25 protein-coding genes are annotated in these 26,452 nt (G+C 42.7%); 16 read left to right on the forward strand and 9 right to left on the reverse strand.

Annotated elements, in window-relative coordinates; all coding sequences use genetic code 11:
- The first annotated feature begins 2 nt into the window (after nucleotides 1–2).
- The 3 genes from FTU01_RS09990 to FTU01_RS10000 all read left to right on the forward strand — a co-directional run bounded on the left by FTU01_RS09990 (nucleotide 3) and on the right by FTU01_RS10000 (nucleotide 3,143).
- Complete coding sequence (locus FTU01_RS09990; RefSeq protein ID WP_180138955.1) at nucleotides 3–2,249, forward strand: bifunctional prephenate dehydrogenase/3-phosphoshikimate 1-carboxyvinyltransferase; 2,247 nt, start codon at nucleotides 3–5, stop codon at nucleotides 2,247–2,249.
- Between the two features lie 100 nt (nucleotides 2,250–2,349).
- Entirely contained in the window at nucleotides 2,350–2,715 is a 366-nt protein-coding gene (locus FTU01_RS09995; RefSeq protein WP_166136040.1) for a hypothetical protein, read from the forward strand.
- Nucleotides 2,703–3,143 (forward strand): GNAT family N-acetyltransferase, encoded by a 441-nt coding sequence (locus tag FTU01_RS10000; protein ID WP_227607381.1) that lies wholly within the window; start codon nucleotides 2,703–2,705, stop codon nucleotides 3,141–3,143. Before FTU01_RS09995 ends, FTU01_RS10000 begins: the two co-directional genes overlap by 13 nt.
- Nucleotides 3,144–3,280: 137 nt before the next feature.
- On the opposite strand, the gene FTU01_RS10005 is transcribed toward FTU01_RS10000, so the two are convergent.
- Nucleotides 3,281–3,913, reverse strand: coding sequence for an alpha/beta hydrolase (locus FTU01_RS10005; protein ID WP_159123226.1), 633 nt, complete (start codon nucleotides 3,911–3,913; stop codon nucleotides 3,281–3,283).
- 122 nt (nucleotides 3,914–4,035) lie between these two features.
- Between FTU01_RS10005 and yaaA the strand changes: the two genes are divergently transcribed.
- The 6 genes from yaaA to rnhB all read left to right on the forward strand — a co-directional run bounded on the left by yaaA (nucleotide 4,036) and on the right by rnhB (nucleotide 9,968).
- Nucleotides 4,036–4,818 (forward strand): peroxide stress protein YaaA, encoded by a 783-nt coding sequence (gene yaaA, locus FTU01_RS10010; protein WP_179993206.1) that lies wholly within the window; start codon nucleotides 4,036–4,038, stop codon nucleotides 4,816–4,818.
- 1,108 nt (nucleotides 4,819–5,926) lie between these two features.
- Entirely contained in the window at nucleotides 5,927–7,249 is a 1,323-nt protein-coding gene (locus tag FTU01_RS10015; protein WP_004815389.1) for an NCS2 family permease, read from the forward strand.
- A gap of 77 nt (nucleotides 7,250–7,326) precedes the next feature.
- Nucleotides 7,327–8,328: an adenosine deaminase gene (locus FTU01_RS10020; RefSeq protein ID WP_180138957.1), complete on the forward strand. Its 1,002-nt coding sequence runs from the start codon at nucleotides 7,327–7,329 to the stop codon at nucleotides 8,326–8,328.
- Nucleotides 8,329–8,410: 82 nt separating this feature from the next.
- Complete coding sequence (locus tag FTU01_RS10025; protein WP_004815392.1) at nucleotides 8,411–8,755, forward strand: hypothetical protein; 345 nt, start codon at nucleotides 8,411–8,413, stop codon at nucleotides 8,753–8,755.
- Nucleotides 8,756–8,939: 184 nt separating this feature from the next.
- Nucleotides 8,940–9,320 carry a hypothetical protein gene (locus FTU01_RS10030; RefSeq protein WP_159123230.1) on the forward strand — a complete coding sequence of 127 codons (381 nt, stop codon included), beginning with the start codon at nucleotides 8,940–8,942 and terminating at the stop codon, nucleotides 9,318–9,320.
- Nucleotides 9,321–9,377: 57 nt separating this feature from the next.
- Nucleotides 9,378–9,968, forward strand: a complete 591-nt coding sequence (rnhB, locus tag FTU01_RS10035; protein WP_004815396.1) for a ribonuclease HII — start codon at nucleotides 9,378–9,380, stop codon at nucleotides 9,966–9,968.
- Nucleotides 9,969–10,047: 79 nt separating this feature from the next.
- Here rnhB and csrA read toward each other — a convergent pair whose 3' ends face one another.
- The 3 genes from csrA to alaS all read right to left on the reverse strand — a co-directional run bounded on the left by csrA (nucleotide 10,048) and on the right by alaS (nucleotide 14,592).
- Complete coding sequence (gene csrA / locus FTU01_RS10040) at nucleotides 10,048–10,305, reverse strand: carbon storage regulator CsrA (RefSeq protein ID WP_004784202.1); 258 nt, start codon at nucleotides 10,303–10,305, stop codon at nucleotides 10,048–10,050.
- A 248-nt stretch (nucleotides 10,306–10,553) separates the two neighbouring features.
- Nucleotides 10,554–11,834 carry an aspartate kinase gene (locus tag FTU01_RS10045; protein WP_159123232.1) on the reverse strand — a complete coding sequence of 427 codons (1,281 nt, stop codon included), beginning with the start codon at nucleotides 11,832–11,834 and terminating at the stop codon, nucleotides 10,554–10,556.
- A gap of 64 nt (nucleotides 11,835–11,898) precedes the next feature.
- Nucleotides 11,899–14,592, reverse strand: coding sequence for an alanine--tRNA ligase (gene alaS, locus FTU01_RS10050; protein ID WP_180011667.1), 2,694 nt, complete (start codon nucleotides 14,590–14,592; stop codon nucleotides 11,899–11,901).
- Nucleotides 14,593–15,001: 409 nt separating this feature from the next.
- On the opposite strand from alaS, the gene FTU01_RS10055 reads away from it, so the two are divergent.
- A complete protein-coding gene (locus tag FTU01_RS10055) occupies nucleotides 15,002–16,030 on the forward strand; it encodes a type I glyceraldehyde-3-phosphate dehydrogenase (RefSeq protein ID WP_180138959.1) in 1,029 nt (342 codons plus the stop codon).
- Between the two features lie 179 nt (nucleotides 16,031–16,209).
- Complete coding sequence (locus tag FTU01_RS10060) at nucleotides 16,210–16,506, forward strand: hypothetical protein (RefSeq protein WP_004815405.1); 297 nt, start codon at nucleotides 16,210–16,212, stop codon at nucleotides 16,504–16,506.
- Between the two features lie 36 nt (nucleotides 16,507–16,542).
- Here the strand turns inward: FTU01_RS10060 and FTU01_RS10065 are convergent, their stop codons facing one another.
- Together FTU01_RS10065 and FTU01_RS10070 are read right to left on the reverse strand one after the other, a co-directional pair.
- Nucleotides 16,543–16,842, reverse strand: a complete 300-nt coding sequence (locus FTU01_RS10065) for an AzlD family protein (RefSeq protein WP_180138961.1) — start codon at nucleotides 16,840–16,842, stop codon at nucleotides 16,543–16,545.
- A complete protein-coding gene (locus FTU01_RS10070) occupies nucleotides 16,839–17,585 on the reverse strand; it encodes an AzlC family ABC transporter permease (protein ID WP_180138963.1) in 747 nt (248 codons plus the stop codon). Before FTU01_RS10070 ends, FTU01_RS10065 begins: the two co-directional genes overlap by 4 nt.
- 473 nt (nucleotides 17,586–18,058) lie before the next feature.
- Between FTU01_RS10070 and FTU01_RS10075 the strand changes: the two genes are divergently transcribed.
- The 5 genes from FTU01_RS10075 (at nucleotide 18,059) to FTU01_RS10095 (ending at nucleotide 22,828) form a co-directional block, all read left to right on the forward strand.
- Entirely contained in the window at nucleotides 18,059–19,225 is a 1,167-nt protein-coding gene (locus FTU01_RS10075; RefSeq protein WP_180057474.1) for an ATP phosphoribosyltransferase regulatory subunit, read from the forward strand.
- Nucleotides 19,226–19,304: 79 nt separating this feature from the next.
- Nucleotides 19,305–20,624, forward strand: a complete 1,320-nt coding sequence (locus tag FTU01_RS10080) for an adenylosuccinate synthase (protein ID WP_179993212.1) — start codon at nucleotides 19,305–19,307, stop codon at nucleotides 20,622–20,624.
- 130 nt (nucleotides 20,625–20,754) lie between these two features.
- The gene (locus FTU01_RS10085) at nucleotides 20,755–21,540 is read left to right on the forward strand and encodes a M48 family metallopeptidase (protein WP_159123237.1); all 786 of its coding nucleotides are present in this window, start codon (nucleotides 20,755–20,757) and stop codon (nucleotides 21,538–21,540) included.
- Between the two features lie 93 nt (nucleotides 21,541–21,633).
- A complete protein-coding gene (locus tag FTU01_RS10090) occupies nucleotides 21,634–21,942 on the forward strand; it encodes a hypothetical protein (protein WP_159123238.1) in 309 nt (102 codons plus the stop codon).
- A gap of 112 nt (nucleotides 21,943–22,054) precedes the next feature.
- Nucleotides 22,055–22,828, forward strand: a complete 774-nt coding sequence (locus FTU01_RS10095; RefSeq protein WP_125279059.1) for a M48 family metallopeptidase — start codon at nucleotides 22,055–22,057, stop codon at nucleotides 22,826–22,828.
- Nucleotides 22,829–22,967: 139 nt separating this feature from the next.
- On the opposite strand, the gene slyD is transcribed toward FTU01_RS10095, so the two are convergent.
- The 3 genes from slyD to FTU01_RS10110 form a co-directional block, all read right to left on the reverse strand.
- The gene (slyD, locus tag FTU01_RS10100; protein WP_004784172.1) at nucleotides 22,968–23,450 is read right to left on the reverse strand and encodes a peptidylprolyl isomerase; all 483 of its coding nucleotides are present in this window, start codon (nucleotides 23,448–23,450) and stop codon (nucleotides 22,968–22,970) included.
- Between the two features lie 136 nt (nucleotides 23,451–23,586).
- Entirely contained in the window at nucleotides 23,587–24,873 is a 1,287-nt protein-coding gene (locus FTU01_RS10105; protein ID WP_180138965.1) for an NAD(P)/FAD-dependent oxidoreductase, read from the reverse strand.
- Nucleotides 24,874–25,085: 212 nt separating this feature from the next.
- On the reverse strand, nucleotides 25,086–26,399 hold the full coding sequence (locus FTU01_RS10110) for a D-alanyl-D-alanine carboxypeptidase PBP6B (RefSeq protein ID WP_159123240.1): 1,314 nt from the start codon (nucleotides 26,397–26,399) through the stop codon (nucleotides 25,086–25,088).
- Nucleotides 26,400–26,452: the final 53 nt, after the last annotated feature.

A 26,452-nucleotide genomic window follows, 5' to 3' on the forward strand; every position in this document is an offset into this window, starting at 1 on the left:
TTATGTCGCAGCCACTGTTTGAAAAAGTTGCCTTTATCGGACTTGGACTGATTGGTTCAAGTCTGGCGCGTGTCATTCAGGCCGAGCATTTAGCCAATGACATCGTGGCATCGACCCGCTCACAAAAAACTTTGGAAGATGCCAAGGCACTCGGTCTGATTTCCCACGGCTATGCAGATCCCGTAGAAGCTGTTAAAGGGGCAGACATGGTGGTGCTGGCTTTACCTGTTCGTGCAACGCAAAAGGTATTGGAAACCGTCAAGCCATATCTGGCTGAGGGCGCCATTATCACCGATGTGGGTAGTACCAAGGGTAATGTGGTAGAAGCAGCCAAAGCCGTATTTGGTGAAAATCTACCAGCCGGTTTTGTGCCAGGGCATCCGATTGCGGGTGCTGAACATACCGGGGTGCATGCGGGTAAGGTGGATCTGTTCGCTAATCACAAGGTAATTTTGACACCGTTGCCAAGCAGCGGACAATGGGCGGTCGATAAACTGATTCAACTGTGGCAAGCGGCCAAAGCGGAAGTGATTTGTATGGATGTGGAAAAGCACGATGAAGTGCTGGCCCATACCAGTCATCTTCCGCATCTGATGGCCTTCAACCTGGTCGAACAACTGGCCAAACGCGAAGACAATCTGGATATTTTTCGTTATGCTGCCGGTGGCTTTCGCGACTTCTCGCGTATTGCCGCCAGTGATCCACAAATGTGGCATGACATCTTTTTTGCCAATAAAAAGGCGATTCTCAATGCCGTGGACGGCTTTGAAGCTCAACTCGCGATTATCCGCAAGCTGATTGAAGATGAAGATTCACAAGCCTTAATGGGCTTATTGGGGCATGCGCAGGCGGCTCGCCAGCACTTCAATCATATGCTCGCCAAGAAACCTCTCATGGAGAAAAATAAAGTGACACAACAATTTACCATTCAACCAGGTGCCAAGACGTTCCAGGGTAAATTTACCGTGCCAGGTGACAAATCTGTGTCACACCGTTCCATCATGTTTGGTGCCATCGCTGAAGGCACAACGCATGTGACCGGGTTCCTTGAGGGGGAAGATGCCCTTGCAACTTTACAGGCGTTCCGTGATATGGGTGTAAGCATTGAAGGTCCTAAAAATGGTGAAGTGACCATTCATGGCGTGGGTATGCACGGCCTGAAAGCACCAAAATCTGCGCTTTACATGGGCAACTCGGGTACTTCGATGCGTCTGCTGTCTGGCATGCTGTCAGCACAAAAATTTGATTCTGTCATGACGGGTGATGCTTCACTGTCTAAACGTCCAATGGAGCGTATTGCTAAGCCGTTACGTTTGATGGGTGCACAGATTCAAACTACGGGTGAACGTGGTACACCACCAGTATCAATTACCGGTAATCAAAACCTGAAAGGTATTCAATACGACTTGCCAATGGCATCTGCTCAGGTGAAATCTGGGATTTTGTTGGCAGGTTTGTGGGCAGAAGGTGAAACTTCAGTGACTGAACCTGAACCAACCCGTGACCATACTGAACGTATGTTGCGTGCTTTTGGTTATGACGTAAAAACTGAAGCTAACCGTATTTCCCTGCAAGGTGGTGGAAAACTGGTGGGTACTAACATTCAGGTGCCTTCTGATATTTCATCTGCTGCTTTCTTTATGGTCGGTGCAGCGATTACTGAAAATGCTGACGTGACTTTGGAAGCGGTAGGCATTAACCCAACTCGTACTGGTGTCGTCGAAATCCTAAAACAGATGGGAGCCGACATCAGCGTTGAAAATGAACGTATTGCGGGCGGTGAACCGATCGCGGATATTCGTATCCGTGGTACACGTACCTTAAAAGGCATTCATATGCCGGAAGACCAAGTGCCACTAGCAATTGATGAATTCCCGGCATTGTTTATCGCGGCAGCTTGTGCTGAAGGCCAAACGATTCTAACTGGTGCTGCTGAGCTGCGTGTCAAAGAATCGGATCGTATTCAGGTGATGGCAGATGGTCTGAAAACCATGGGCATTGATTGTACGCCAACTGATGATGGCATTATCATTGAAGGTAAGGGCAAGGCAGGTGACTGGTCACCAATCTTTACCGGTGGTGAAATTGAATCGCATCATGATCATCGTATTGCCATGAGCTTCTCAATCGCAGGTCTGCGTAACTCAGGTGAAATTAAGATTGTTGGGACTGAAACTGTCGCAACCAGTTTCCCAACCTTCACTGAACTGACTTCTCAAGCTGGTCTGGCGATTGAAGTGACAGAATAATTCTAAAATTTACATGAAACAGCCAAGCTTTTGCTTGGCTGTTTTGTTTATATTGGCTTATGCTAAAACCATACAACAAAAAAGCCATTTGGATGTAGCAATGCGAAAATTAAAATTTATGGCCAATCCTCAGAGCCAGCAACAATTACAGGGCAGTCAGCAGACTCAGGAATATGTGGCACATCTGCTGACGGAAGAGCTCGGTAAATATGGCTTTAAGACTTTGGCGCAAAGTGGTGCACAAGTGGCCGTAAGTGTCGATGAACATGAGTTGCCATTATCAGTGAGCTGTGAGACACGAGACCAGGAAGGGCACCTGATTTGTGAAATTGCTTCTTATCCGGATGAAGAACAGGACTGGCTGGACCGGATTACAGAACAAAGTTTATTAAATCAGTTGGCACAAGCCGTTGAAGCATCATTGAAAGAACAAGAAAGTTTTAGTGAGTTTGAGTGGAAGAACTAGTTCAACAAATGCAAAGGGTTTTGCCCATACTACAAAGTGAACGTCTTGTTTTAGATTATTTTAAGCCATCTGATGCTGCGGAAGCCTATGCCTCGATTACCCCGAGTCTGACTCGTTTTATGGCATGGGATGCACCGGAATCTGAACAGATATTTGCAACAGTCTGGCAAAACTGGCTAAACAATATGGCTGATCATAAAGAATATATCTTTGTGATCCGTCATATTGAAAGACATGAATTTATCGGATTATGCGGTTTGCATCGACTGCATGATGAAATACCTGAAGTGGGTATCTGGATTCGTGAAAAGGCGCATGGTCATCATTATGGACATGAGGCAGTACGTTGCATTGTGGCCTATGCTTTCAATACATTAGGGATCAAAGCTTTGAGCTATCCGGTAGCCGAAGAAAACTGGGCTAGCTGAAAAATTGCAGAACGTGTAAGTGGAAAAATTACCAACCACCTAGATAAACCTAAATATCGGGCTGTAATTTATGAAATTCATGCTAAAGATTTTATTTCTGAATAAAAAAACCTCATCATTCGATGAGGTTTTTTTGATCAGCTTAATGCGAGGAAACGGCTCATCGCAATCCGAAGCTGTTTTAAATAACCGGTAAAGAAATGATTTGCGCCAGGCAAGATCGTGACCAGATGACGTTGAGGCTTGGCCCATTCAATCATGTCGGATAAAAGCGTGACATCATCCGCTTCACCATGAATAAATAAAATATCACCTTTGATCTGTGGAGTAACATAGTGACGTAGGCCAGCTACGGTTGCAGTCGGTAGACCACACAAAATCACTTTTGAAGGTTGCAGTTCAACGGGCAGGGCAGCGTAACACTTGGCCATGACATGTGCACCAAAACTGAAACCGCCTGCAAAGAAAGGCAGGCCAATATGCTGGCGACGCGCATATTTAATGACTTCAAGTATATCATCCGTTTCACCAAAGCCTTCATCATGCAGACCGGCACTTTGACCAGAACCACGGAAACTTGGACGATAGACAACACAACCACGCTCTAAAAACATTTGTGCCAGTAACACCGGAACCTTATGTTGTGGTGTGCCACCTTGTAATGGATGGGGATGACAAACAATCGCGAATCCTTTCACTTCACCCTGAGGATAATCCACAAAAACCTCAAGTTGGCCAGCAGGGCCTTGGAGGAAGATTGGTTCGGACATAGAAAACCGATAAATTGCAGGAGAATTTTCTATTTTAACGATTATGATAAATAAAAACATGAATTGGAATTAAAATAAGTCTACTGATATAGTTTGATTAATCATTTTTTAACCAGGTTGCTATGCTTGCTTTAATTTCACCAGCCAAGACTTTAGATTACGAAACACCTTTACCTACCGATCAATTTACTCAGGCAAGATTGCTGGAACATTCCCAGGAATTGATAGAAGTTGCCCGCAAGTTATCAGCAACTGAAATTGCCAGCTTAATGAGCGTCAGTGAAAAAATTGCCAATCTGAATGCGGAACGCTTTAGAGACTGGCAGCCAGATTTTGATTTTTCCAATGCTCGTCAGGCAATCTTTGCCTTTAAAGGGGACGTTTATACCGGTCTGGATGCTTACCAGTTAAAGCAGGATCAGATTCATTACGCACAGAACCATCTGCGTATGTTATCCGGCCTATATGGCTTATTGCGTCCGCTGGATCTGATGATGCCTTACCGTCTGGAGATGGGAACCAAATTGACTAACCCACGTGGTGCTCATCTCTATGAGTTCTGGGGACAAACCATCACTGACCTGATCAATCATGATCTGGCAGCAGCAGAGTCTGAAATTCTGGTCAATATTGCCTCTGATGAATATTACAAGGCAGTGAAAGAAAGCAAAATTCAGGCTGAAATCATCAAGCCGGTATTTTTAGATCAGAAAAATGGCAAATATAAAGTCATCAGCTTCTATGCCAAGAAAGCTCGTGGTTTAATGGCGCGCTTTATCATTGAAAACAAGATCAAACGAACTGAAGACTTAAAAGCCTTTAATACCGATGGGTATTATTTTGATGCTGAAAGTTCATTAAAAGGTGAGTTGGTATTTAAACGTGATGAGCAGCTGGCTGCTTAAGATAAAAGATTCACCCAAGACTGAATGAAGAAATTTTCTTAAAAGTCTTGGGTGGATTTAAGTTTAGTAATATTGGGTTGAATTGAATAAAAATTAAAGAATAGGGAAGGAACTTTCAAAATATCATTTATTTAGAAGAATTTTTAACAGGAAATGAAGAATTTTTTTAAAAGAAAAGCTAAATAAAATAATGCAAGCTATAGTGAGCTTTAAAAGATATTTTTCACTCGATAAATTTATATAGTAAATATAAATTTTTAATGAAATAAAAAATAGAATCAACTAATTAATTTCTTTTAATATTCAAAAAGTGACTAAAAAATAAAAAAATTATGACTTAAAAAATTATGATTAATTGAATAAGAAGTATAAAAAAACGAAGAATATAAAAACTCTAAATAATTGAAAAAACTGCATTTTATCGGATTATTTGTAAACTATGTCACAATTTTATTGTTATTTTGTTAGCATAACTTCAATGCTGTTACATAACTCAACTACAAAAATGAAAATTTATACAATTCCTATTTTTGTGCTGATGGTGGGTTTACTCGGTTATTGTGTTCACCAACAGGCCGAAACAAAAAAACATGAAGAGCTTCATCAGATTCTGAAAGAAGTACAACATTCAACTAAATTGCTGAATGCAAATCGGCCCCGACCTTAATAGATTTGCACTAAGCTTTTTGATTAGGGAATCAGGTACAAAGATAAAAATAAAATTATAATAAATAAAAGAAAATTTAATAATAGTAGAACTAGATTATATTAATTTTTAATAAAATATAAATTCTAAGAAGCAATCAGAAATCAATGTGTTATAATTTGCAAAAGATAAAGTTAGATCAAATTTACTTAAATTAAGTATTTGATTCTAATGATGAAAAAAGCTGCATAGGGGTTATGCAGCTTTTTTGTTTAGATTGTTTTTTGAGTTTTTCTAGCGCAGTTTTCTTACTGTTCGCTATTGAAACATTTTGACCCGCTAAATGGCGAAGCTGGCATATTCGTTGCTAACAGATCCTTAAAATTCATGAAGTTTTCTATAAAATTTCCTGGATTCGGCGGCATGCTTAAAGCATAAAGTTTACTCAATAGGGGCTAGGTCATGACGACTCCTAATCCATCTTCAGAAAATATGCTGGAACGTCTGTTCAAACTGAGTGAAAACAAAACCAGTTTCCGTACAGAAGTTCTGGCAGGTGTAACCACGTTCCTGACAATGTGTTACATCATTATTGTTAATCCGATGATTTTATCCGAAACCGGGATGGATCATGGGGCTGTCTTTGTAGCCACCTGTCTTGCAGCCGCAATTGGCTGTCTGGTGATGGGGCTAATTGCCAATTATCCAATCGCACTTGCACCGGGTATGGGCCTGAATGCCTTCTTTACCTACTCAGTCTGTCTGGGAATGGGTGTGCCTTGGCAAACTGCATTAGGTGCAGTATTTGTATCTGGTCTGGTCTTCATTGCCATCAGTATGTTCAAAATACGTGAGGCGATTGTCAATGCCATTCCAATGTCACTCAAACTGGCGATTGGCGGTGGTATTGGCCTGTTCCTGGCCCTGGTTGCACTGAAAAATGCTGGCATCATTGTTGATAATCAAGCGACCTTGGTGGGTCTGGGTGATTTAAAACAGCCAACAGTTATGCTTGCGCTACTTGGCTTCCTGTTAGTGGTAGTAATGCATCACTTCAAAGTACGTGGTGCGATCATTATCAGTATTTTGGTAATCACTGCGATTTCTACTGCTTTGGGTTATAACCAGTTCCAAGGTGTAGTGGGTCAAATTCCTTCACTGGCACCAACCTTCCTGCAAATGGACTTTCAAGGTCTGTTTACAGCCAGCCTGATCGGTGTGATCTTCGTATTCTTCTTGGTCGATCTGTTTGACTCTACTGGTACGCTAGTAGGTGTTTCACATCGTGCAGGTTTGTTAAAAGATGGTAAATTGCCGCGTCTGAAAAAAGCATTATTTGCCGATTCTTCTGCGATTGTTGCAGGTGCTGCTTTGGGTACTTCTTCAACTACACCTTATATTGAGTCATCAGCGGGTGTTGCAGCAGGTGGTCGTACCGGTCTGACTGCAGTTGTGGTTGGCTTGCTGTTCATTGCCTGCTTGTTCCTGGCTCCATTGGCTCAATCTGTACCAGGTTTTGCTACTGCTCCAGCATTGCTATTTGTCGGTGTATTGATGATTCAGGGTATTGTCCATATTGAATGGGATGATATTACTGAAGCGGTTCCGGCGTTCCTGACCATCGTATTCATGCCATTTACGTACTCAATTGCAGATGGTATCGCAATGGGTTTTATCAGCTATGCGCTGATTAAACTGCTGACAGGTAAAGCGAAAACTGTTCCATACATGGTATGGATCATCGCAGTACTATGGGCATTGAAGTTCTGGATGTTTGGCGGCTAATTTTTGTCGAATATCAAAAGGGTGTAAACTCAGTTTGCACCCTTTTTTATTTTTCTCAGGTTTAATCAGGAGTAGCGATGAACCGTCTTGAATTGATTCAGGCCTTGCCAAAGGCTGAGCTGCATGTGCATATCGAAGGTACCTTTGAACCTGAGTTAATGTTTGCGATTGCACAGCGTAATGAAATTAGCATTCCTTATAAATCAGTTGAGGAAGTGAAGCAGGCTTATAATTTCCATAATCTGCAATCTTTCTTGGATATCTACTACGCGGGTGCCAATGTTCTGATTCATGAACAGGACTTTTATGATCTGGCTTGGGCATATTTTGAAAAATGTGCGGATGATAATGTCGTGCATACTGAAATGTTCTTTGATCCGCAAACGCATACTGATCGTGGCATTGCCTTTGAAACCGTGATTAATGGCTTGCAGAAAGTCTGCGATGATGCGAAAGCTAAATTAGGCATTACTTCACATCTGATTATGTGCTTCTTACGTCATTTAAGTGAAGAGGCAGCATTTGAGACATTAGAGCAAGCGCTGTCTTATAAAAATCAAATCATTGGAGTAGGGCTGGATTCAAGTGAAGTCGGGCATCCACCGTCTAAGTTTGAACGTGTCTTTGCCAAAGCGCGTGAAGCCGGTTTTCTGGTGGTTGCACATGCGGGTGAAGAAGGTCCGGCAGAATATGTCTGGGAAGCTTTGGATTTATTAAAAGTAAACCGTATTGATCATGGGGTACGTTCTGAGGAAGATCCAGAATTGATGCAGCGTTTGATTGCAGAGAAGATGCCGCTTACAGTATGTCCACTTTCAAACCTGAAACTGTGTGTGGTAGATGATATGCAGCAGCATAATATCCGTCGCCTGTTGCAGCACGGCGTGCATGTCACAGTGAATTCAGATGATCCATCGTATTTCGGTGGTTATATGAATGACAATTTCATTGCCATTGCTGAAGCTTTGGACCTAAGCAATGATGAGCTAAAACAGCTGGCGATCAATTCTTTTGAAGCTTCATTTATTTCTGATGCTGAAAAACAGAAATGGATCAGCCTGATTCAGGCACTCGTTTAAAATATCATTCCAGTAAATTTGTTAGCCCAAAGAGGGTGGAGTTCGCTCTGCCTTTTTATTTAATCTGATCTGTGAACCAAAGATGAAATTAAAATTCCTGTGGCCTGTTCTGGCTGTTAGCTTAATCAATCCTGCTTGTGCAGATACCTCAATGACTCAGAAAGCCCTGAAACCTCTGATTGAATATCAGTGTGGCCAAGAGCTGAAAGATTCCAAAGTCTGGAAAATGGGTACTTATTTCATGGCTGAAGCCAATAAACAGCATTTACAGCAAAAAGTATGTGGCTGTGTAGGTGAGCATGCCTTGGAAGGTGTTCCGGCTAAAACCCTGTTAAAAGCAACCGTTGATGAAGAAACTAAAAAAGAGCTGACCCGTAAAGCAATTGCCAATAGCTTAAAAGGCTGTATGGGCGAGTTTATCAATTAAGGATTTTTGGGTGCTGGCTTATTCAGGCCTTACCCTTAAATGAGTAGTGAGTCTTCTTTCCTGTGATGGCTGTGAATCTGGCTGTGCGCAGATTAGACATCATGGCGCATTTTTAGATTTCTTATTGCGATAAACTTCGGCACAATAGCTGCATATTTTAAAAGTTGAAAAAAGGATAAAATCCGTGAAAAAATTATTGGCTGTTGTTGCTCCATTAGCACTTGTTCTTTCTGCCTGCGTAGCACCCCAAGGTACAGGCACCCCAACTCAAGCAAGTACAGGTCAGCAACTCGGTTCTGCAGCCATTAAAATTGCCATCAATGCAAAATGTGTTACTGAACTAAATAATATTCCGGCTTGGCAAACTGCAACACGTTTAATGACAGAAACACAAAAACAGAATATCCAGTCTGAAATTTGTGGTTGCGTGAGTGAAAAAGCACCACAAAACGTGACTGCGGTAGATTTGGCGACTGCAGCAATTGACCCAGCAGCACGTGCGACTATTGTAGGCAATGTCGTTGCAAATACTATTAACGCTTGTGTGGCTGAAGCGGTAAACTAAGTCAAAATCAAATTTGAATAGGCTGACTGGTTCAGCCTATTTTTTATGGGAAATAAAATGAATATTGCTGGTGTAGATGAAGCAGGGCGTGGGCCATTAGTAGGATCGGTGGTCGCTGCGGCTGTGATATTGGATCCGAATAACCCGATTGAGGGCTTAAATGATTCCAAGAAGCTAAGCGAGAAGAAGCGCGAAAAACTTTTTATTGAGATTCAGGAAAAAGCACTGGCTTGGGCCATCGCTGAAGCCTCTGCGGCAGAAATCGACGAGCATAATATTTTGCAGGCCTCTTTGCTGGCAATGCGCCGCGCTGTGGAAGCATTAAGCATTCAGCCGGAACATGTACTGGTCGATGGCAACAAGATTCCTCACGGCCTTGCGATGAGCTGTGATGCCGTCGTAGGTGGGGATGCCTTGCATCCTGAGATTTCAGCAGCCAGTATCCTGGCGAAAGTAACCCGGGATCGTCAGATGGTAGAGATGGATCAGAAGTATCCACAATTTGGCTTTGCCAAGCATAAGGGTTATCCGACCAAAGCACATTTTGAAGCGATTGCCTTACACGGGGTGATTGATGAGCACCGTCGTAGTTTCGGACCGGTGAAAAAAGTGCTGGCAGCGTTGCTTGATCAGCAGCAGGCAGGATAAAGTCTGATTATTTTGCTATGTAGTTGAAAATTAGACAAATTAAAAGCGGCTTAAAAGCCGCTTTTATATTCATACAAAATTAACGGTTAAAGTTATTTTGTGTCTGGTTATCATCTTCATAAGAAGAAGGCTGATAATCCTGGTCAATATGCTGAAGATGTTCATGCATTGCACGTTCATGCTGGATACGCTGGTAAATCTCTTCACGGTGTACAGAGACTTCTTTCGGAGCATTTACCCCAATACGAACCTGGTTGCCTTTTACGCCAAGTACAGTCACGCTGACTTGGTCTCCGATCATTAAAGTTTCCCCGACGCGTCGAGTCAAAATCAGCATGTTTCTCTCCTTGCAAAATGCAAAACCTGCAATCTATTGAATGTAATAAAAAAACACAACCTAAAATTATATAATTAAAGTTTGAATAGAAAGTCCTGTCCATGAAATGAAGAGGTTAACTATCCAGGCTGTTGAAAATCCTTAGGCTTAATATAACAGAGCCACTATAAAAAAAACTATAGTGGCCCTGCATTTTTGTAGAGATTTAATGAAATACTGTCAGACAATGACGGTATTTTGTAGTTCTCTTAAGCGCGTGCGCTAGATTCACCATGTTCACGGTCTAAACCAAACGCAGTGTGAAGTGAGCGAACTGCAAGCTCAAGATAATTCTCTTCGATAATTACTGAAATCTTGATTTCAGAAGTTGAAATCATCAGGATGTTGATGCCTTCATCAGCAAGGGCAGTGAACATTTTGCTCGCTACACCAGCGTGAGAACGCATACCTACACCTACGATAGACACTTTTACGATGTCATCACGAGTTGCAACTTCACGTGCGCCAATCGCTTGAGCAGTTTCTTCAAGGATTTTTTTGGCTTTAGCGAGTTCACCGCGGTTTACAGTAAACGTGAAATCAGTTGTACCATCTTCTTCAACGTTCTGGATAATCATATCCACTTCGATATTGGCATCACCAATTGGTTTAAGAATTTTAGATGCAATACCTGGCTCATCTGGAACACCCAGAATAGTCAGTTTAGCTTCGTCGCGGTTGAACGCGATACCAGAGATAATTGGCTGTTCCATGTTGTCTTCCAGTTCAGTAGTAATAAGAGTTCCGACGTTGTTTTTGAAGTCTTCGTCAAATGCGCCATCATTGTCATTATCGAAGCTTGAGAGTACGCGTAAAGGCACTTGGTACTTGCCTGCAAATTCTACAGAGCGAATTTGAAGAACTTTAGAACCTAAAGATGCCATTTCCAGCATTTCTTCGAAAGAGATACGGTCTACTTTTTTCGCTTTAGGCGCAACACGAGGGTCAGTCGTATATACGCCATCAACGTCTGTGTAAATCTGACATTCATCCGCTTTAAGCGCTGCAGCAAGTGCGACACCTGAAGTATCAGAACCACCACGGCCTAAAGTTGTGGTATTGCCATCAGCATCAAAGCCCTGGAAACCAGCCACCACGATCACGCGGCCTGCATCCAGGTTTTCAGTCAATACATCGGTATCAATAGATTCGATACGTGCTTTGGTGAATGCACTGTCAGTTTTAATACCAACCTGGCGACCAGTTAAAGATTTAGCTTCAACGCCAATTGAATTCAGCGCCATAGCTAACATGGAAATCGTTACCTGTTCACCCGTAGAAACCATTTGGTCAAGTTCACGTGGGTCAGGGGTTTCGGTAATGGCTTTCGCGAGAGCAAGCAAGCGGTTGGTTTCACCACTCATAGCAGATACGACTACAACCATCTTGTGGCCATGGTCATGCCAGCGCTTCACACGACGAGCAACATTGAGAATGCGCTCGGGAGTACCCATTGAGGTACCGCCATATTTTTGAACGATTAATGCCATAGTTGTTCCATATAAACCATGACCCTGATTTTCCGATCAGGGTCAGTTACACAAAATGAAGTTTTTATTTTGCTTCAAGCCAAGCTGCTAAATCAGCCATCACTGGAGCAAACTTCTCGTTAAGTGGCGCGCCACCTTGTGCCAAGTCAGGTTTACCACCACCTTTACCACCTAGCTCAGTTGCCAAGTGTTTGATGATGTCACCCGCTTTAATAGAAGCAGTAAAGTCTTTAGCTACAGATGCAATCAAGCTAACCTTGTCACCCTCTACACCTGCAAGAACAATGACTGCATTTTCTAATTTTGATTTCACACCATCGTGCAGGTTACGTAGTGCTTTCGCATCCATACCCTGAACAGTCGTGATTAATGTTTTACGACCAGCAAGCTCTTGAACCTGGCTTAAAAGTTCACCGGCTTGTAGGCTTGCCAATTTTTGATTCAGCTGTTCGATCTGTTTTTGCAATTGATGCGCAGTGTCCACCACAGCTTCAACTTTTTCGACTGTTTGATGGTTCTGTGCTTTTAACAAACCATTGATATATTGAACATCACGATCGACTTTCTGTACGGCTTCAACCGCTTTAGTACCGGTTACGGCTTCAATACGACGTACACCTGCTGCGACACCACCTTCAGAAGTGATTTTGAACAGACCGATGTCACCTGTACGTTTCACGTGAATACCGCCACACAGCTCGATTGAGAAGTTTTTTTCGTCAATCACTGAACCCATAGACAATACGCGAACTTCTTCACCGTATTTCTCACCGAACAGCATCATCGCACCTTTGGCTTTCGCAGATTCGATGTCGAGCAGTTCAGTGGTAACAGGCGTGTTGGCAATCACTTCGGCATTTACCAGACGTTCAATTTCTTGTAGTTGCTCAAACGTTACAGGCTGATCGTTAGCAAAGTCGAAACGTAATACGTCAGACGCAACCAATGAACCTTTTTGTTGTACGTGTGAACCCAGGATTTGACGTAGGGCAGCGTGTAGCAAGTGAGTTGCAGAGTGGTTACGTGCAGTTGCGGCACGAATGTCGGCTTTAACCGTTGCTTCCACGTTTTGAGTAACTTTCAAGTTACCCATAGTCACGATACCTTGGTGAACGAATGCACCACCAGATTTTTTGGTATCTTGAACTTCGAAAATACCGGTATCGTTTTTGAAGAGTCCTGTATCACCGATTTGACCACCGCTTTCTGCATAGAAAGGAGTCTGGTTAAGAACGATTAATGCTTCGTCGCCTTCAACCACTTCGTCAACCTGTTCGCCATCTTTATAGATTGCGATGATTTGACCTTGACCTGCTGTTGCGTCATAACCTTCAAACTGAGTTTCGCCTTCAACTTTAACAACGCTGTTATAGTCGATTGCGAATTTACCTGCATCACGTGCGCGTTGACGTTGTGCAGCCATTTCTTTCTCAAAACCAGCTTCATCAATGGTTAAGTCACGTTCACGTGCGATATCTGCTGTAAGGTCAGTTGGGAAGCCATAAGTGTCATAAAGTTTGAATACGATTTCACCCGGAATCACAGAGCCTTTCAGATTTGCCAGTTCGCCTTCAAGCAATTTCAGACCTTGCTCAAGTGTTTTAGCAAACTGTTCTTCTTCTTTCAGCAAAGCGGCTTCGATACGTGCTTTGTTTGCTTCAAGTTCAGGATAAGCTGCGCCCATCACATCAATTAAAGGCTGAAGCATTTTGTGGAAGAATGAACCAGTCGCACCCAGTTTGTTACCGTGACGAACTGCACGACGAATGATACGACGCAGTACATAACCACGGCCTTCGTTAGAAGGGTTCACGCCATCTGCGATCAGGAAGCAGCATGAACGTGCATGGTCAGCAACCACTTTAAGAGAAGCAGGGTATTCAACCGGTTTGTTTTCAGCTTGTGCTTTCGCTTCAATGTCTGAAGTATCTAGACCAATGATTTCAGCAGCAGCTTTTAACAGATTTTGGAACAGGTCGATTTCATAGTTAGAGTTGACATGTTGCAGAACCGCAGAAATACGCTCAAGGCCCATACCGGTATCAACAGAAGGTGCTGGAAGAGGGTGCAGGACGCCATCCGCAGTACGGTTGAACTGCATGAATACGTTGTTCCAGATTTCGATGAAACGGTCGCCATCTTCTTCAGGTGTACCAGGCAGGCCACCCCAAATGTGCTCACCGTGATCATAGAAGATTTCAGAACATGGACCACAAGGACCAGTATCGCCCATTGCCCAGAAATTGTCTGATGCGTATTTTTCGCCTTTGTTATCACCAATGCGGATAATACGGCTGGCATCTAGACCAACTTCTTTATTCCAGATATCAAACGCTTCGTCATCAGTGTGATACACAGTTACGTACAATTTGTCTTTAGGCAGTGCCAGCCATTTGTCGCCGGTCAGAAATTCCCAGGCAAATTTAATCGCATCACGTTTGAAGTAATCACCAAACGAGAAGTTACCCAGCATTTCAAAGAATGTGTGGTGACGAGCTGTGTAGCCAACGTTATCTAAGTCGTTGTGTTTACCACCTGCACGTACACATTTTTGTGAAGATGTTGCACGAACGTAGTCACGTTTTTCCAGACCCAGGAAGCAGTCTTTAAACTGGTTCATACCAGCATTGGTAAACAATAATGTTGGGTCGTTGGCAGGAACCAGAGAACTCGACGCGACACGTGTATGCCCTTGCGATTCAAAGTAGCTTAAAAAAGCTTCGCGAATTTCAGCTGATGTCATAAAACGAGTACTCACAACCAAGTCACTCCATAATTTCCGATTTGGCTAAAAACATCACAGTCTGACAAGAAGGTTGGTTCTCTGCTGCAATGCGGGGCTTAAATATTTAAAAACGCCAAATTATAACGGAAAATGCCTGTTCAACCAATGATTTTCATATTTATAGATCATAAAACTATAAGGAATGAATATTGGAAAAATCAGAAAAATGCCCTGCAAAATCAAAAGCTATTGTCATTACAGCAATTTATCTTCATTCTCGCTGATAGAAAGACTGGATTGCTTCAAGTAAAGCATGAATTTTTCGATGAAATATTGGACATTCTGTGTAATTTTTAGTGGATTTAGCTGAATAGTTATCAGTCAGCTGGATAATTCCATTAATATAGGCGCATAAAGTTTTATGCCGCAGTAGGGAACGTCGATGCAACGTATCGCAATTAATGGTTTTGGACGAATCGGACGCAATGTGTTGCGTGCATGGTTTGAAAATCCGAAAGATTTTAATTTTGACATCGTTTCCATTAATGACGTTGCCGACGTTGAAACCTTATTGCATTTATTTAAATATGATTCTACTCATGGCCGTTTCCCGGGGCAGGTTGATCTGACGTATGAAGATGAGTATGCCTACCTGCATGTCACTTATCGCGATGCTTATCAGAAAGTTCAGGTGTTAAGACAGGCGAATCCGGTGGAAATGCCATGGCATGAACTGAATATTGATGTGGTATTGGAATGTACCGGCTTATTCCGTTCGCGTGAGGCTGCGACTCAGCATATTACTGCCGGGGCAAAACGGGTGATTATCGGCGCTGCACCGTTTGATACGGTGGATGCTGCAATTGTCTATGGCGTCAACCATCGTGATGTCAAAGAAAGTGACCAGATTATTTCTAGCGTGTCTTGTACTACGCAGGCATTGGTACCGCTAGTCAAAATCATTGATGATGCCTTTGGGATTGAGACTGCACTGATGACTGAAATTCATGCGGTGACTGCGGATCAGTCAGTACTGGATCATGCCCATCGTGATTTAAGACGTGCCCGTGCTTCCGGGCAAAATATTATTCCAACCACATCTTCAGCTTTGGGTGCTTTAAAACGCGTAATGCCGAAGATGGAGAACCGGATTGATGGTTATTCGATTCGCGTGCCAACCATTAATGTCGCAGCAATTGATCTGACTTTTATTTCTCAGTCACCCATTACTGATCATCAGTTAAATGAACTATTAATGAACGCTGCACGTCAGGATTTTGCTGAAATCATGTCTGTGACAGATGAGCCTTTAGTATCTTCAGACTTTAATCATTCGCCTTACTCATTGATTGTGGATCTGACCCAAACCCTGGTAGTGGGGCATCAGGCTAAAGTATTTGCCTGGTATGATAATGAATGGGGTTATGCCAACCGTTTGCTGGATCTCTGTGAATCCTTTTATACAGATTAAGCTATTTTGAAAGCATCCCAAATGGGGTGCTTTTTTATACAAGATTAAAAAATTAGAAGAAAATGAATAAGAAGTTGAACGTAATTGATCGAAAAGCTCTGGATTTATGCCGAATATTTCTGTGATCTGGATATTTTTTCGTTAAGATGAAGATAATTAAATGGAATAAGAGCAAGCACATGATGTTGATCTGGGGATTTATTATATTACTGACCTTGGCTGTGATTTTTTTGATCTGGCTGCAATTTAATAATAATGAGAGTTCACAAAATGTGGAAGGCGTGCCAGTTGAGGAAAAAGTGGCACATCTGGAAGAAAATTTAAAAAAGACCTTGGAAATTATGCAGGATCTGGCGAAAAAGATGCATGTACAGCAGGAAGTACTAGATCAGACTACAGCCAAACTGCAAAAAGTTGAGCTGCAAAATGCAGAACTGGTAAATCTGCTCGCTAAAGTAGTAGAACCAAAGTCATAAGACCCTTTCATGCTGGCTTAGCCTTATATAAAGGATTTAAACTAGTAAGGTTCTTAAAATAGCTGCCGAGGCCATGCTAATCAAAATGGTTGGCAGCATCCCAAAGCGTGATGCAGCGAATAGTGTCGATATTATAGCGATCAGATCAGCCGGATCATCTCGTAAAAAATATGGGGTGATCATCGAAATCAGTACACAACCTGGAATCACTTCCAGAATTTTACGCTGACGATTATTTAAGGTTTTGTTCTTGAGTAGGACATAGCCAAGTATCCGGGCGCAGTAAGTCGTTAGCGCCACCAATAAGATTGCGATAAAAGTGCTCATCTGAATCATGCTTCATCCTTCTGAATGAGCCAGAAGGCAGAGGTAATGCCTGCAAGTGCGCCAATCAGCACATACCAGTTTCCCGGTAGATAGCTATAAGCTAGAGCAGCACAAATAAAACTGATTAGCCAAGACCTCGCTTCAGTAAAGCCTTTCCACATGCCTTTCAGCAAAACCAGCATAATGGCGGGGAAAGCCATATCAAAACCAAAACGGTTAATATCACCTAGCACAGGTCCAAGCAGGGCACCGAGTGTCGTAAAGCCGACCCAAGCCAGATAAAGAACAATACATAGCCCGGCATAATAAGGCAGACTAAAAGCATATCGATAACCAAACTGTGCCAGTCGACGCTGTGCATCTGTCAGGCTTAAGGCCCAGCTTTCATCGACCATAAAAAATAATGCCGGAAAGATTTTTCGATTTGGAAGATGTCTTAAATAAGGTACCAGACTGGCACCGAGCAGAATATAGCGGCTGTTAATGAGAAAAGTAATAAAGATTAAGGTAAGCAGATGCGGTGGATCAGTCCAGGCTTCTAAAACTGCAAACTCGGAACCGCCAGCAAAGTTCAGCCCGGTCAGCAAGGGAACCTCAAGCAGGCTAAAATCTTTTTGTACTGCTGTTGCGCCCAAGACCAGCGCCAGAGGAATTACACCCAATAATAAAGGTATGCAGTCTTTCACACCACGCTGAAACTCACTCAGAGGAGTGGCATCAGAAGGCGTTATACGTGGCTGAAAGGGAGGCATGAGATGATCGGGTTTTATTCTAGAAGGAGAAAGAAAGTTTATAAGAAATACCGGAGTCTTTGCAGTCCCTTTAAACTCTACCAGAATGATGCTGTTTTCTTGGTCATTTAAGTCTGCACATTAGGTTTTTGTATAGGATTATTTTTAAGCATCTAGTACTGATATTTTATAAATTCTTACCCTTGGATAGATGAGGATTGAATCAAGAATAAGTTTTTCGTCATTGTTTTGGTTGGGGAAATATATTAGAAAATCAAGTTGATATGTTGGTTGTTAAATTTTATTCAGCCTATTTTCTCTTGATAAGAGGGAGATGGTTTGGTTTATCTATCTAAGTCCTTTGTTCAGTCAGAGAAAATTATCAAAATTGCGATGCACAGCCTAAACGATCGTGCTAGACTAGGAGAAATCGGGTGTGCTCCCGATTTTTTTATGCGGTTTATTCCGCGCTGACAAGAATTTAGGTTTACAACATGCCCATTTCAGAGACATGGTTATTACCTGATGGTGTAGCTGATGTATTACCAGAACAAGCGCAAGTCATCGAAAGCCTGCGCCGTCAATCACTGGATTTCCTCGCATCTCGAGGTTATCAGCTGGTGTACACGCCATTTATTGAATACATTGAATCTCTATCTTCTCTCTCAGAATCGAATCAGGATTTAGACTTAGCCACTTTTAAAGTGATCGACCAGTTGTCTGGCCGTTTGCTTGGTGTGCGTGCCGATATGACACCACAAGTGGCTCGTATCGATGCGCATGTACATCCAGTGGAAGGTGTGGCTCGTTATTGTTATGCGGGTACGGTTTTACATACGAAACCTCAAGGATTTAATACCACACGTGCACCATTGCAGTTAGGTGCAGAATTATTTGGTTCAGACAGCATTGACGCTGACGTGGAAATGGTTGACCTGATGATCAGCCTGATTCAGGAAGCGGGTCTGGCCGACGGCGTCCACCTTGACTTAGGTCATGTTGGTCTGTTCCGTAGTCTGATTGCACAAGCGGGTTTAAGTAAAGCAACCGAACGCCAACTGTCTGATCTGTATCAACGTAAAGCATTGCCGGAACTGGCTGAATTTACTGCAAATCTTAAGTTTGGTTCAGACTTCTATACGCTTGGCCGCTTTGCAAGTGACCTGGATGCCTTAAAAACGAATTTAAGTGCTGAAGTATTAGAAAATCCAGCCTTCAAACAGGCATTTGATGCACTGCAAACCACCAAAAATGAAGTTCAGGCACGCTGGCCGAATCTGCATATTGGGATTGATGTCGTTGAATTACGTTCATACCATTATCATACAGGTTTGATGTATGCAGTTTATGCACCGAACCGTGCTGCGGCACTGGCACAAGGTGGCCGTTATGATGGCATTGGTGAGCATTTTGGTCGTGCACGTCCGGCAACTGGTTTCTCTTGTGACTTATATGCTTTAAGTGCAGGCAAGTTTGCTACAGCTAAAGTTGTGGTAGCACCTAAGGGTACAGATGCTGCGCTGTTAAATGCGATTCAGGCAACCCGTGCACAAGGCTTAAGTGTAATTCAGTTATTAGGTAATGATGATTTAAACTCGGTACCGTATGCAACTCACCAGCTGGTGAATGTGGACGGTGAGTGGACCATCAAAACGATTTAATCGCTTTAATTGTTTTACTCAGTGTTCATGTCGCTGAGTGGGACTTTCAACTTTAACAGCATGATGTAATGAGGCTATTATGGGCAAGAATGTTGTGGTACTTGGTACCCAATGGGGCGACGAAGGTAAGGGTAAAATCGTCGACCTGCTCACAGATCAAGCGGCTGCAGTAGTTCGTTATCAAGGCGGACATAACGCAGGTCATACTCTCGTGGTTGGTGGTAAGAAAACTGTATTACACCTCATTCCATCAGGTATTTTACGTGAAAACGTATTGTGCTTAATTGGTAATGGTGTGGTTCTTTCACCTGAAGCGCTCATCAAAGAGATGGATATTCTTGAAAAAGAAGGCGTGCCAGTACGTGAACGTCTACGCATTTCTCCAAACTGTCCATTGATTCTTCCACACCACATCGCACTTGACCAAGCTCGTGAGAAAAAACGTGGTAATGCGAAAATTGGTACAACTGGTCGTGGGATTGGTCCTGCTTATGAAGATAAAGTAGCGCGTCGTGCAATCCGTGTTGCTGACCTGGTACGTGGTGGCGAACATCTGAAAGCTCAGCTTGAAGAATTGCTTGAATACCACAACTTCCAATTGACTCAATTCTTCGGTGTTGAAGCAGTTAAAGTTGAAGACGTACTTGCGCTTTGCGACGAATGGCGCAAAGTGATCGAGCCTATGGTTATGGACGTGACTGGTGAACTTCACGCTTACCGTAAAGCTGGCAAGAAAATCATGTTCGAAGGTGCACAAGGTTCATTGCTTGACGTTGACCACGGTACATATCCGTACGTGACTTCTTCAAACACGACTGCTGGTGGCGTAAGCTCAGGTTCAGGTCTTGGTCCATTACACCTTGACTACGTTCTTGGTATTACTAAAGCGTATACTACTCGTGTAGGTTCAGGTCCATTCCCAACTGAGTTGGTGTATGACGCTGCAACAGATACAGGTGATGCAATTGGTAAACACCTGGGTACTGTAGGTTCAGAATTTGGTGCGTCCACTGGCCGTCAACGTCGTTGTGGCTGGTTCGATGCTGAAATCCTGCGTCGTTCAGTAGAAGTGAACTCACTGTCTGGTATTTGCTTGACTAAACTTGACGTTCTTGACGGTTTGGAAGAAGTGAAAATCTGTGTAGGTTACGAATCTGCTGATTCTGGCTGTGTTGGTTCTTCTGATGCGCTTGCATTTGAAACTTTAAAACCAATTTACGAGACTATGCCAGGCTGGAAAGAATCTACTTTCGGTGCGAAATCACTAGATCAATTGCCACAAGCGGCAATTAACTATGTGAAACGTCTTGAACAATTGATTGAATGTCCAATCGACATCATTTCAACTGGTCCAGACCGTGAAGAAACCATTATTCTTCGCCACCCGTTTGATGCTTAATTCTTTAAGCTGAAAATGATAAAAAACCCTGTGATTTCACAGGGTTTTTTATTTGAGCGAGCTTATAAAAATGATTGAAAACCTGTTCGGATTCTTTATGATGTTTTGACCTTATATATTTGAGAAGGTTATGAAATATAAAAATTTATTGGCGGGGATGGTTATCGCGACCACATTAACGGGGTGTACTACGGTTGCAGATTTGATGGGAGCTGATTCAGCTACATTAAATCTGAGTGCAGCACAAAGCTATAATCAGATGCTGACAGAGGCCAAGCAGAAACAGATTCTGGATACGACTTCTGCCACCTATAAAAAAGTAAATCGGGTTTTCCTGAAAATGAAGCCGTATGCGGATCAACTGAATCAGACTGGGCAGAAGTTTGACTGGCAAGTGGCTGTGATCAAATCTAACGAGATTAATGCCTATGTCGCACCAGGTGGCAAGGTGGTGTTCTATACGGGTATTGTCGACACACTAAAACTTACAGACGATGAAGTTGCTGCCATCATGGGACATGAAATGGTGCACGCGCTTGAGGAACATTCTAAAAATAAGGTAGGAGCGCAAGCACTTACCGATTTGGCAGTAAGTATCGGTAGCAAGTATGTCGGGCAGTCCGCTGGTGGTTATGGTGGGCTACTGCTGGATATGGGTGCTCAATTTGGTGTGGGCTTGCCATTCTCACGTAATCTGGAAAGCCGTGCCGATAAAGGCGGGCTCATGCTAATGGCACGAGCGGGCTATAACCCGAATGCAGCGATTACGTTGTGGCAAAAAATGAATGCGCAAGACAGCCGTGGCAATAGCGTCCTGAATAAATTTACATCTACGCATCCAACAAATGATGACCGAATTGCAGTCTTGCAACAGCTGATGCCTGAAGCGATGACGGTATATAAGGCTAAGAAATAATTTGGAAATTCAGGACTAAAGTCTTAACAGCAAGTGCTGTGCAGTGGCATGGTGCTTGTTAGAATAAAACAAAATAAAATATGAGTATGCAGGATGCATAAAAATATCTCGGGAACGATGTTCTATTCCTTGTTATTCGCGATGGGTGGCGCTCCGACCATTGCGATGTTGATTATCCGTGCCCAAACTCAGGATCCTGACATTATTTATGGGGCATTCATTGGCTTGAGCGTGATCATTGCCTGTGTACTAGTACCTGTCATCTTGCTGCAAAATGCTTTTCTATTTTTTAAGCGTAAAAGTGAAATTTTAGAAGAAAAAATTAAACCTTTGTGTCATTTATATTTAGGTTTAAATATTGTCTGTCTGATTTATTGGCTTACGATACAGTATTGGGGTTAAAATTACATAAAATATAACAAGATGAAGTAATTGTACATTTAGTTGCTCTAGCCTTTAACTTATAATTTTTTACAATGTAAATTAACCTTTTGCTTATGGTGGAGTCACTATAATGAAAAATAAATTCTTGTTAGGTATGGGTGCAGCCGCAGCCATTACTTTGTCTGGTTGTACAACTATTGCCGATATTGCAGGTGCAGATACTGCGACTTTAAATGCTTCAGCCAGCCAAAGCTACAATGCCATGGTGGCAGACGCTAAAGCGAAAGGCCAGCTGGATACCAGTTCAGCGACATATAGTCGTATTAATGCTGTTTTTAACCGTTTAAAACCTTATGCCAACCAGCTGAACCAGACGGGTACTGCATTCCAATGGCAGTTAGCCGTACTAAAATCTGATCAGGTCAACGCTTTTGTCGCACCTGGTGGTAAAGTGGTGTTCTATACCGGTATCGTGAATAAGTTGAATCTGACCGATGCTGAGATCGCAGCCATTATGGGTCATGAAATGGTCCATGCCCTGGAAGAGCACGCGAAACAGAAACTTGGTGCACAAGCCCTGACTGATCTGGCATTGGGTATTGGTTTAAATGCAGCGGGCGTAGGACAAGGTGGTGCTGCAGTAGCACAATTGGGTAGCCAGATTGGTATCGGCTTGCCTTACTCACGTAACCTAGAAAGCCGTGCTGATCAGGGCGGTTTAACTCTCATGGCGCGTGCTGGCTATAACCCGAATGCAGCGATTACTCTTTGGGAAAAAATGAACAAGCTTGAAGGTGGTAGCACTGGCGCGACTTTCCTGTCTACTCACCCATCGAACAGTCAGCGTATCGCAGCAATGCGTCAAAATCTGCCAGCAGCAATGCAGATCTATAACAAACGTTAATGATTGCGTAATTTGAGTGATTCGCGATTTTAATGATGAAAAGCAGGGCAGTAGTCCTGCTTTTTTATATTTAAAATCTTAAGGCAATAAAAAAGGCAAAGTTTTCACTTTGCCTTTTTGTGCTAAAGACCGGGAAGTCTTAGTGGTGGTGACCACCTGCACCGTGTACGTGACCGTGATCAAGTTCTTCTTGAGAAGGTTCACGGATAGACACGATTTCAACTTCGAAAGTTAAATCTTGACCAGCAAGCGGGAAGTTAGCATCAACAACAACATTGTCACCTTCAACTGCTTTAACAGTTACGATTTGAACGCCGTCATCAGTTTGTGCTTGGAATTGCATGCCTGCTTGGATGTTGTCTACACCTTGGAACATTTGTTTAGGCACTTCTTGCACTAGCTCTGGGTTATATTCGCCATAGCCTTCAGCAGCAGGAACATTTACAGTGAATTTTTCACCAACAGTTTTGCCTTCTAAAGCTTTTTCTAAACCAGGGATGATGTTACCTGCACCGTGCAAATAGGCAAGTGGTTCACCTTGAGATTTGTCGAGAGTTTCACCCTCTGCGTTAGTCAATGTGTAGTGGAAAGAAACCACGAGGTTATTTGCAATAGCAGTCATATTAATTGATCCATTCAATTTTTTAAGGGTACATCATAAAGTGAAATTGTATTTTTGTAGACTAAAAATAGCAAAAAAATGCAATTTGACATGTTTAATGACGATTTTTTCATATATGAGGACAATATTTACAATTTCAATGCAATTTCAGCTTGGGTGCAATTTTTCGTGTAACAAAGTCTTTGGCAGTTAATAGGCCAGCATGGGTATAGCCATGAATGGTGGCCTGATGAATCCGGTATAGGTATACATACATGGATTTCGCGACAAAGCCTTGAACATTGACCTGACCCAATAATTCACCGACAGCGCTGTTTTGACTTAAAGACACTAATGAACCTTTGTCAGAAAACTTGAACATCGGTAAATAGCTTTCGCCATTAATGCGTGCTTTTAAGGCTCTGACCAGAAAAGCAGCCTGCTGGCTGGCAACCTGCGCACGTGGGCCTAAAACCGGTTGATCTGCTTCAGGCTGACAGTGCGCACAATCACCAAAAACGAAAATATCCGGGTCTGATAAAGTTTGCAGAGTTGCATAAACTTTTAGGCGATTAATATTGTCTTTTTCCAGCTCTTTAAGTTTTGCCAGAACTTCAGGTGCTTTAATTCCAGCAGCCCAGACTTTAATTTCTGCTTCGAGGCTTGAACCATCAGCAAAATAAATCTGGTCTTCATCGACTTTAGCGACCCTATGACTGGTTAATACCTCAATACCTAGACGATCGAGTTGCTCCATGGTGTGTTCAGCCATTTTCTCAGACAGTGCAGGTAAGATCCGATCAGCGGCTTCAATCAAAGTGATTTTGACTTTATTTGGATCAATCTTGTTCAGACCATATTTAAAAAAGTTTTGTTTGGCGATCACCAGCTCGGCAGCCAGTTCTACACCAGTTGCACCGGCTCCAATAATGGCAATTTTAAGCTCACGGGAAGAGGTTTGATTTTGAGCATTGAGATAAAGATGTAGCAGATCCTGCTGGAAGACATCGGCCTGCTGGCGGCTGTCGAGAAAATGACAGTATTGGGCAACACCTTCCGTATTAAAATCATTGGAAGTAGAACCTAATGCTAGCACTAGCGTGTCATAGCTGATGTGTTTCTTCTGTTTAGGCTGGGATTTTTTAGAAAAGTAATCTGTTTCCAGAATAATTTCCTTAGCTTCACGATCCAGATCAACAAATGTTCCCAGCACAAAGTGATAATTATGAGCTGCAGCATGACTAAAATAATTGGTTTCTTCTGCATGCGGATTAAGCGTACCTGCAGCAATTTCATGCAATAAGGGTTTCCAGATATGCGTCAGTTTCTGATCTACCAGCGTAATATGCGCTTTACCACTTTTGCCTAAGGTTTCGCCCAGTTGAGTAGCCAGCTCCAATCCACCTGCGCCGCCACCTACAATTACGATTAGATGTGCTGTCATATATTATTAACCTATTTATTTTTCTAATAAAAATAAGAGAAATTTAGACCAAATATACTATGGCATGGGCAGCAGGCCGTCTTGATTAGAATTGTTATACAAATTACAAAACGTAGCAATTATGTCAGGGGAGGTAAAATTGACGAGAGAAAAGGGAGAAATTTAAGGGGGGTTAGAAGGCAAATGAGAGGCCTTCTAACTGTATTCAGTGTTTATTTCTGGATTGGATAGAGTTTGGCACTTGGTGCACTTTCTGCAAAGATGCTAAAGAAGCTGGATAACCAGCTCAGAAATTTCTGGAAGAAACTGGCTTCTTCAAGTTCCACCATATCTTCAATCTGGATGGTACGAATAAGCTGATTATTCTGATAGACATGAATCGTCGCTAATGGCATCACTTTGGCCATAGGTGCAATTAACTCAGAAGCAGTCATTTCTACATTAATATGGGTCTGGGTTTCATGGAGCGGTTCAATGCTTTGCATTACACCATCACCTGTATTCAACATTACCCGTTGATGGTTTTGATCGAACTGGTTCAGGTCAATGGCATAATTCTGATCATATAAAGATGTCGTAATAATCTGCGGCTGTTTAGTCTGAACCTTAAACATTTTCAAAGTCGATTTGATCACCGGTAATTCAGCGAGTAGCTGTTTGTCTTTAATGGCGACTTCATTACGGGTATAGGTATACGCCAGATTCATCAACTTATGCGACACTTCAGCGCGTTTGGCAGCACTTTTGGTACCTAAAACAACCACGATCAAACGACGGTGGGGCAGTTCCATATCATAAGTTGGACGATTGGCGGTGAGCGCCAGGTTATAGCCGGCTGCACGAGTAAAGCCAGTTTTTAAACCATCGACGCTTGAGTCCACTTGCAACACACGGTTAGTGGCACGGTGGAAATGGTTGTTATAGGTAAAACTTGGCTGTTTGGAATAATATAGATAGTCCGGAGTCTGATTGACTACAGCTGCCGACAAACGCGCCAGATCCGCTGCAGTAGAATAGTGCTCAGGCATGGTAATACCGGCCGGATTCTGGAAATGGGTATGAACCATACCTAAAGCTTTTGCTTCCCGATTCATTCGCTCGACAAAGCTCGGAATATCACCTGAAATTTTTTCTGCCAATGTCACAGCAGCATCATTCGCCGACATGATAATCAGACCTGCCAGAAGTTGATCAATCGAAATCTGCTCACCTTCTTTCAGGTACATTTGTGACTCATCCCACATCACTGTTTTCACAATCGGTGTTGCAGTTAATACTTCACTTTTATCTAATTTACCCGCCTGAATTTCTTTCAATGCAATATAAGCGACCATCATTTTGGTGAGGGAAGCTGGAGCACGTTGAACGTCGGCATTGTGTTCGGCAATGACCTGGCCTGACTGTGAGTCAAGAATGGTCCAGGCTTCTGCTTCAACGCTTTCAGGCAAAATATTCAGAAGGGCAGCATATGAAATTGCAGGCACAAACAGGCTAAGAACTGCAAGCAGTGAGATGATGTATTTCAAAGGTGTTCCTTAATAACCAACCGGTCGATGAACGATTTAATTTTCACGCATGC

The sequence above is a fragment of the Acinetobacter sp. YH12043 genome, assembly GCF_013419915.1.
GTDB lineage: Bacteria > Pseudomonadota > Gammaproteobacteria > Pseudomonadales > Moraxellaceae > Acinetobacter.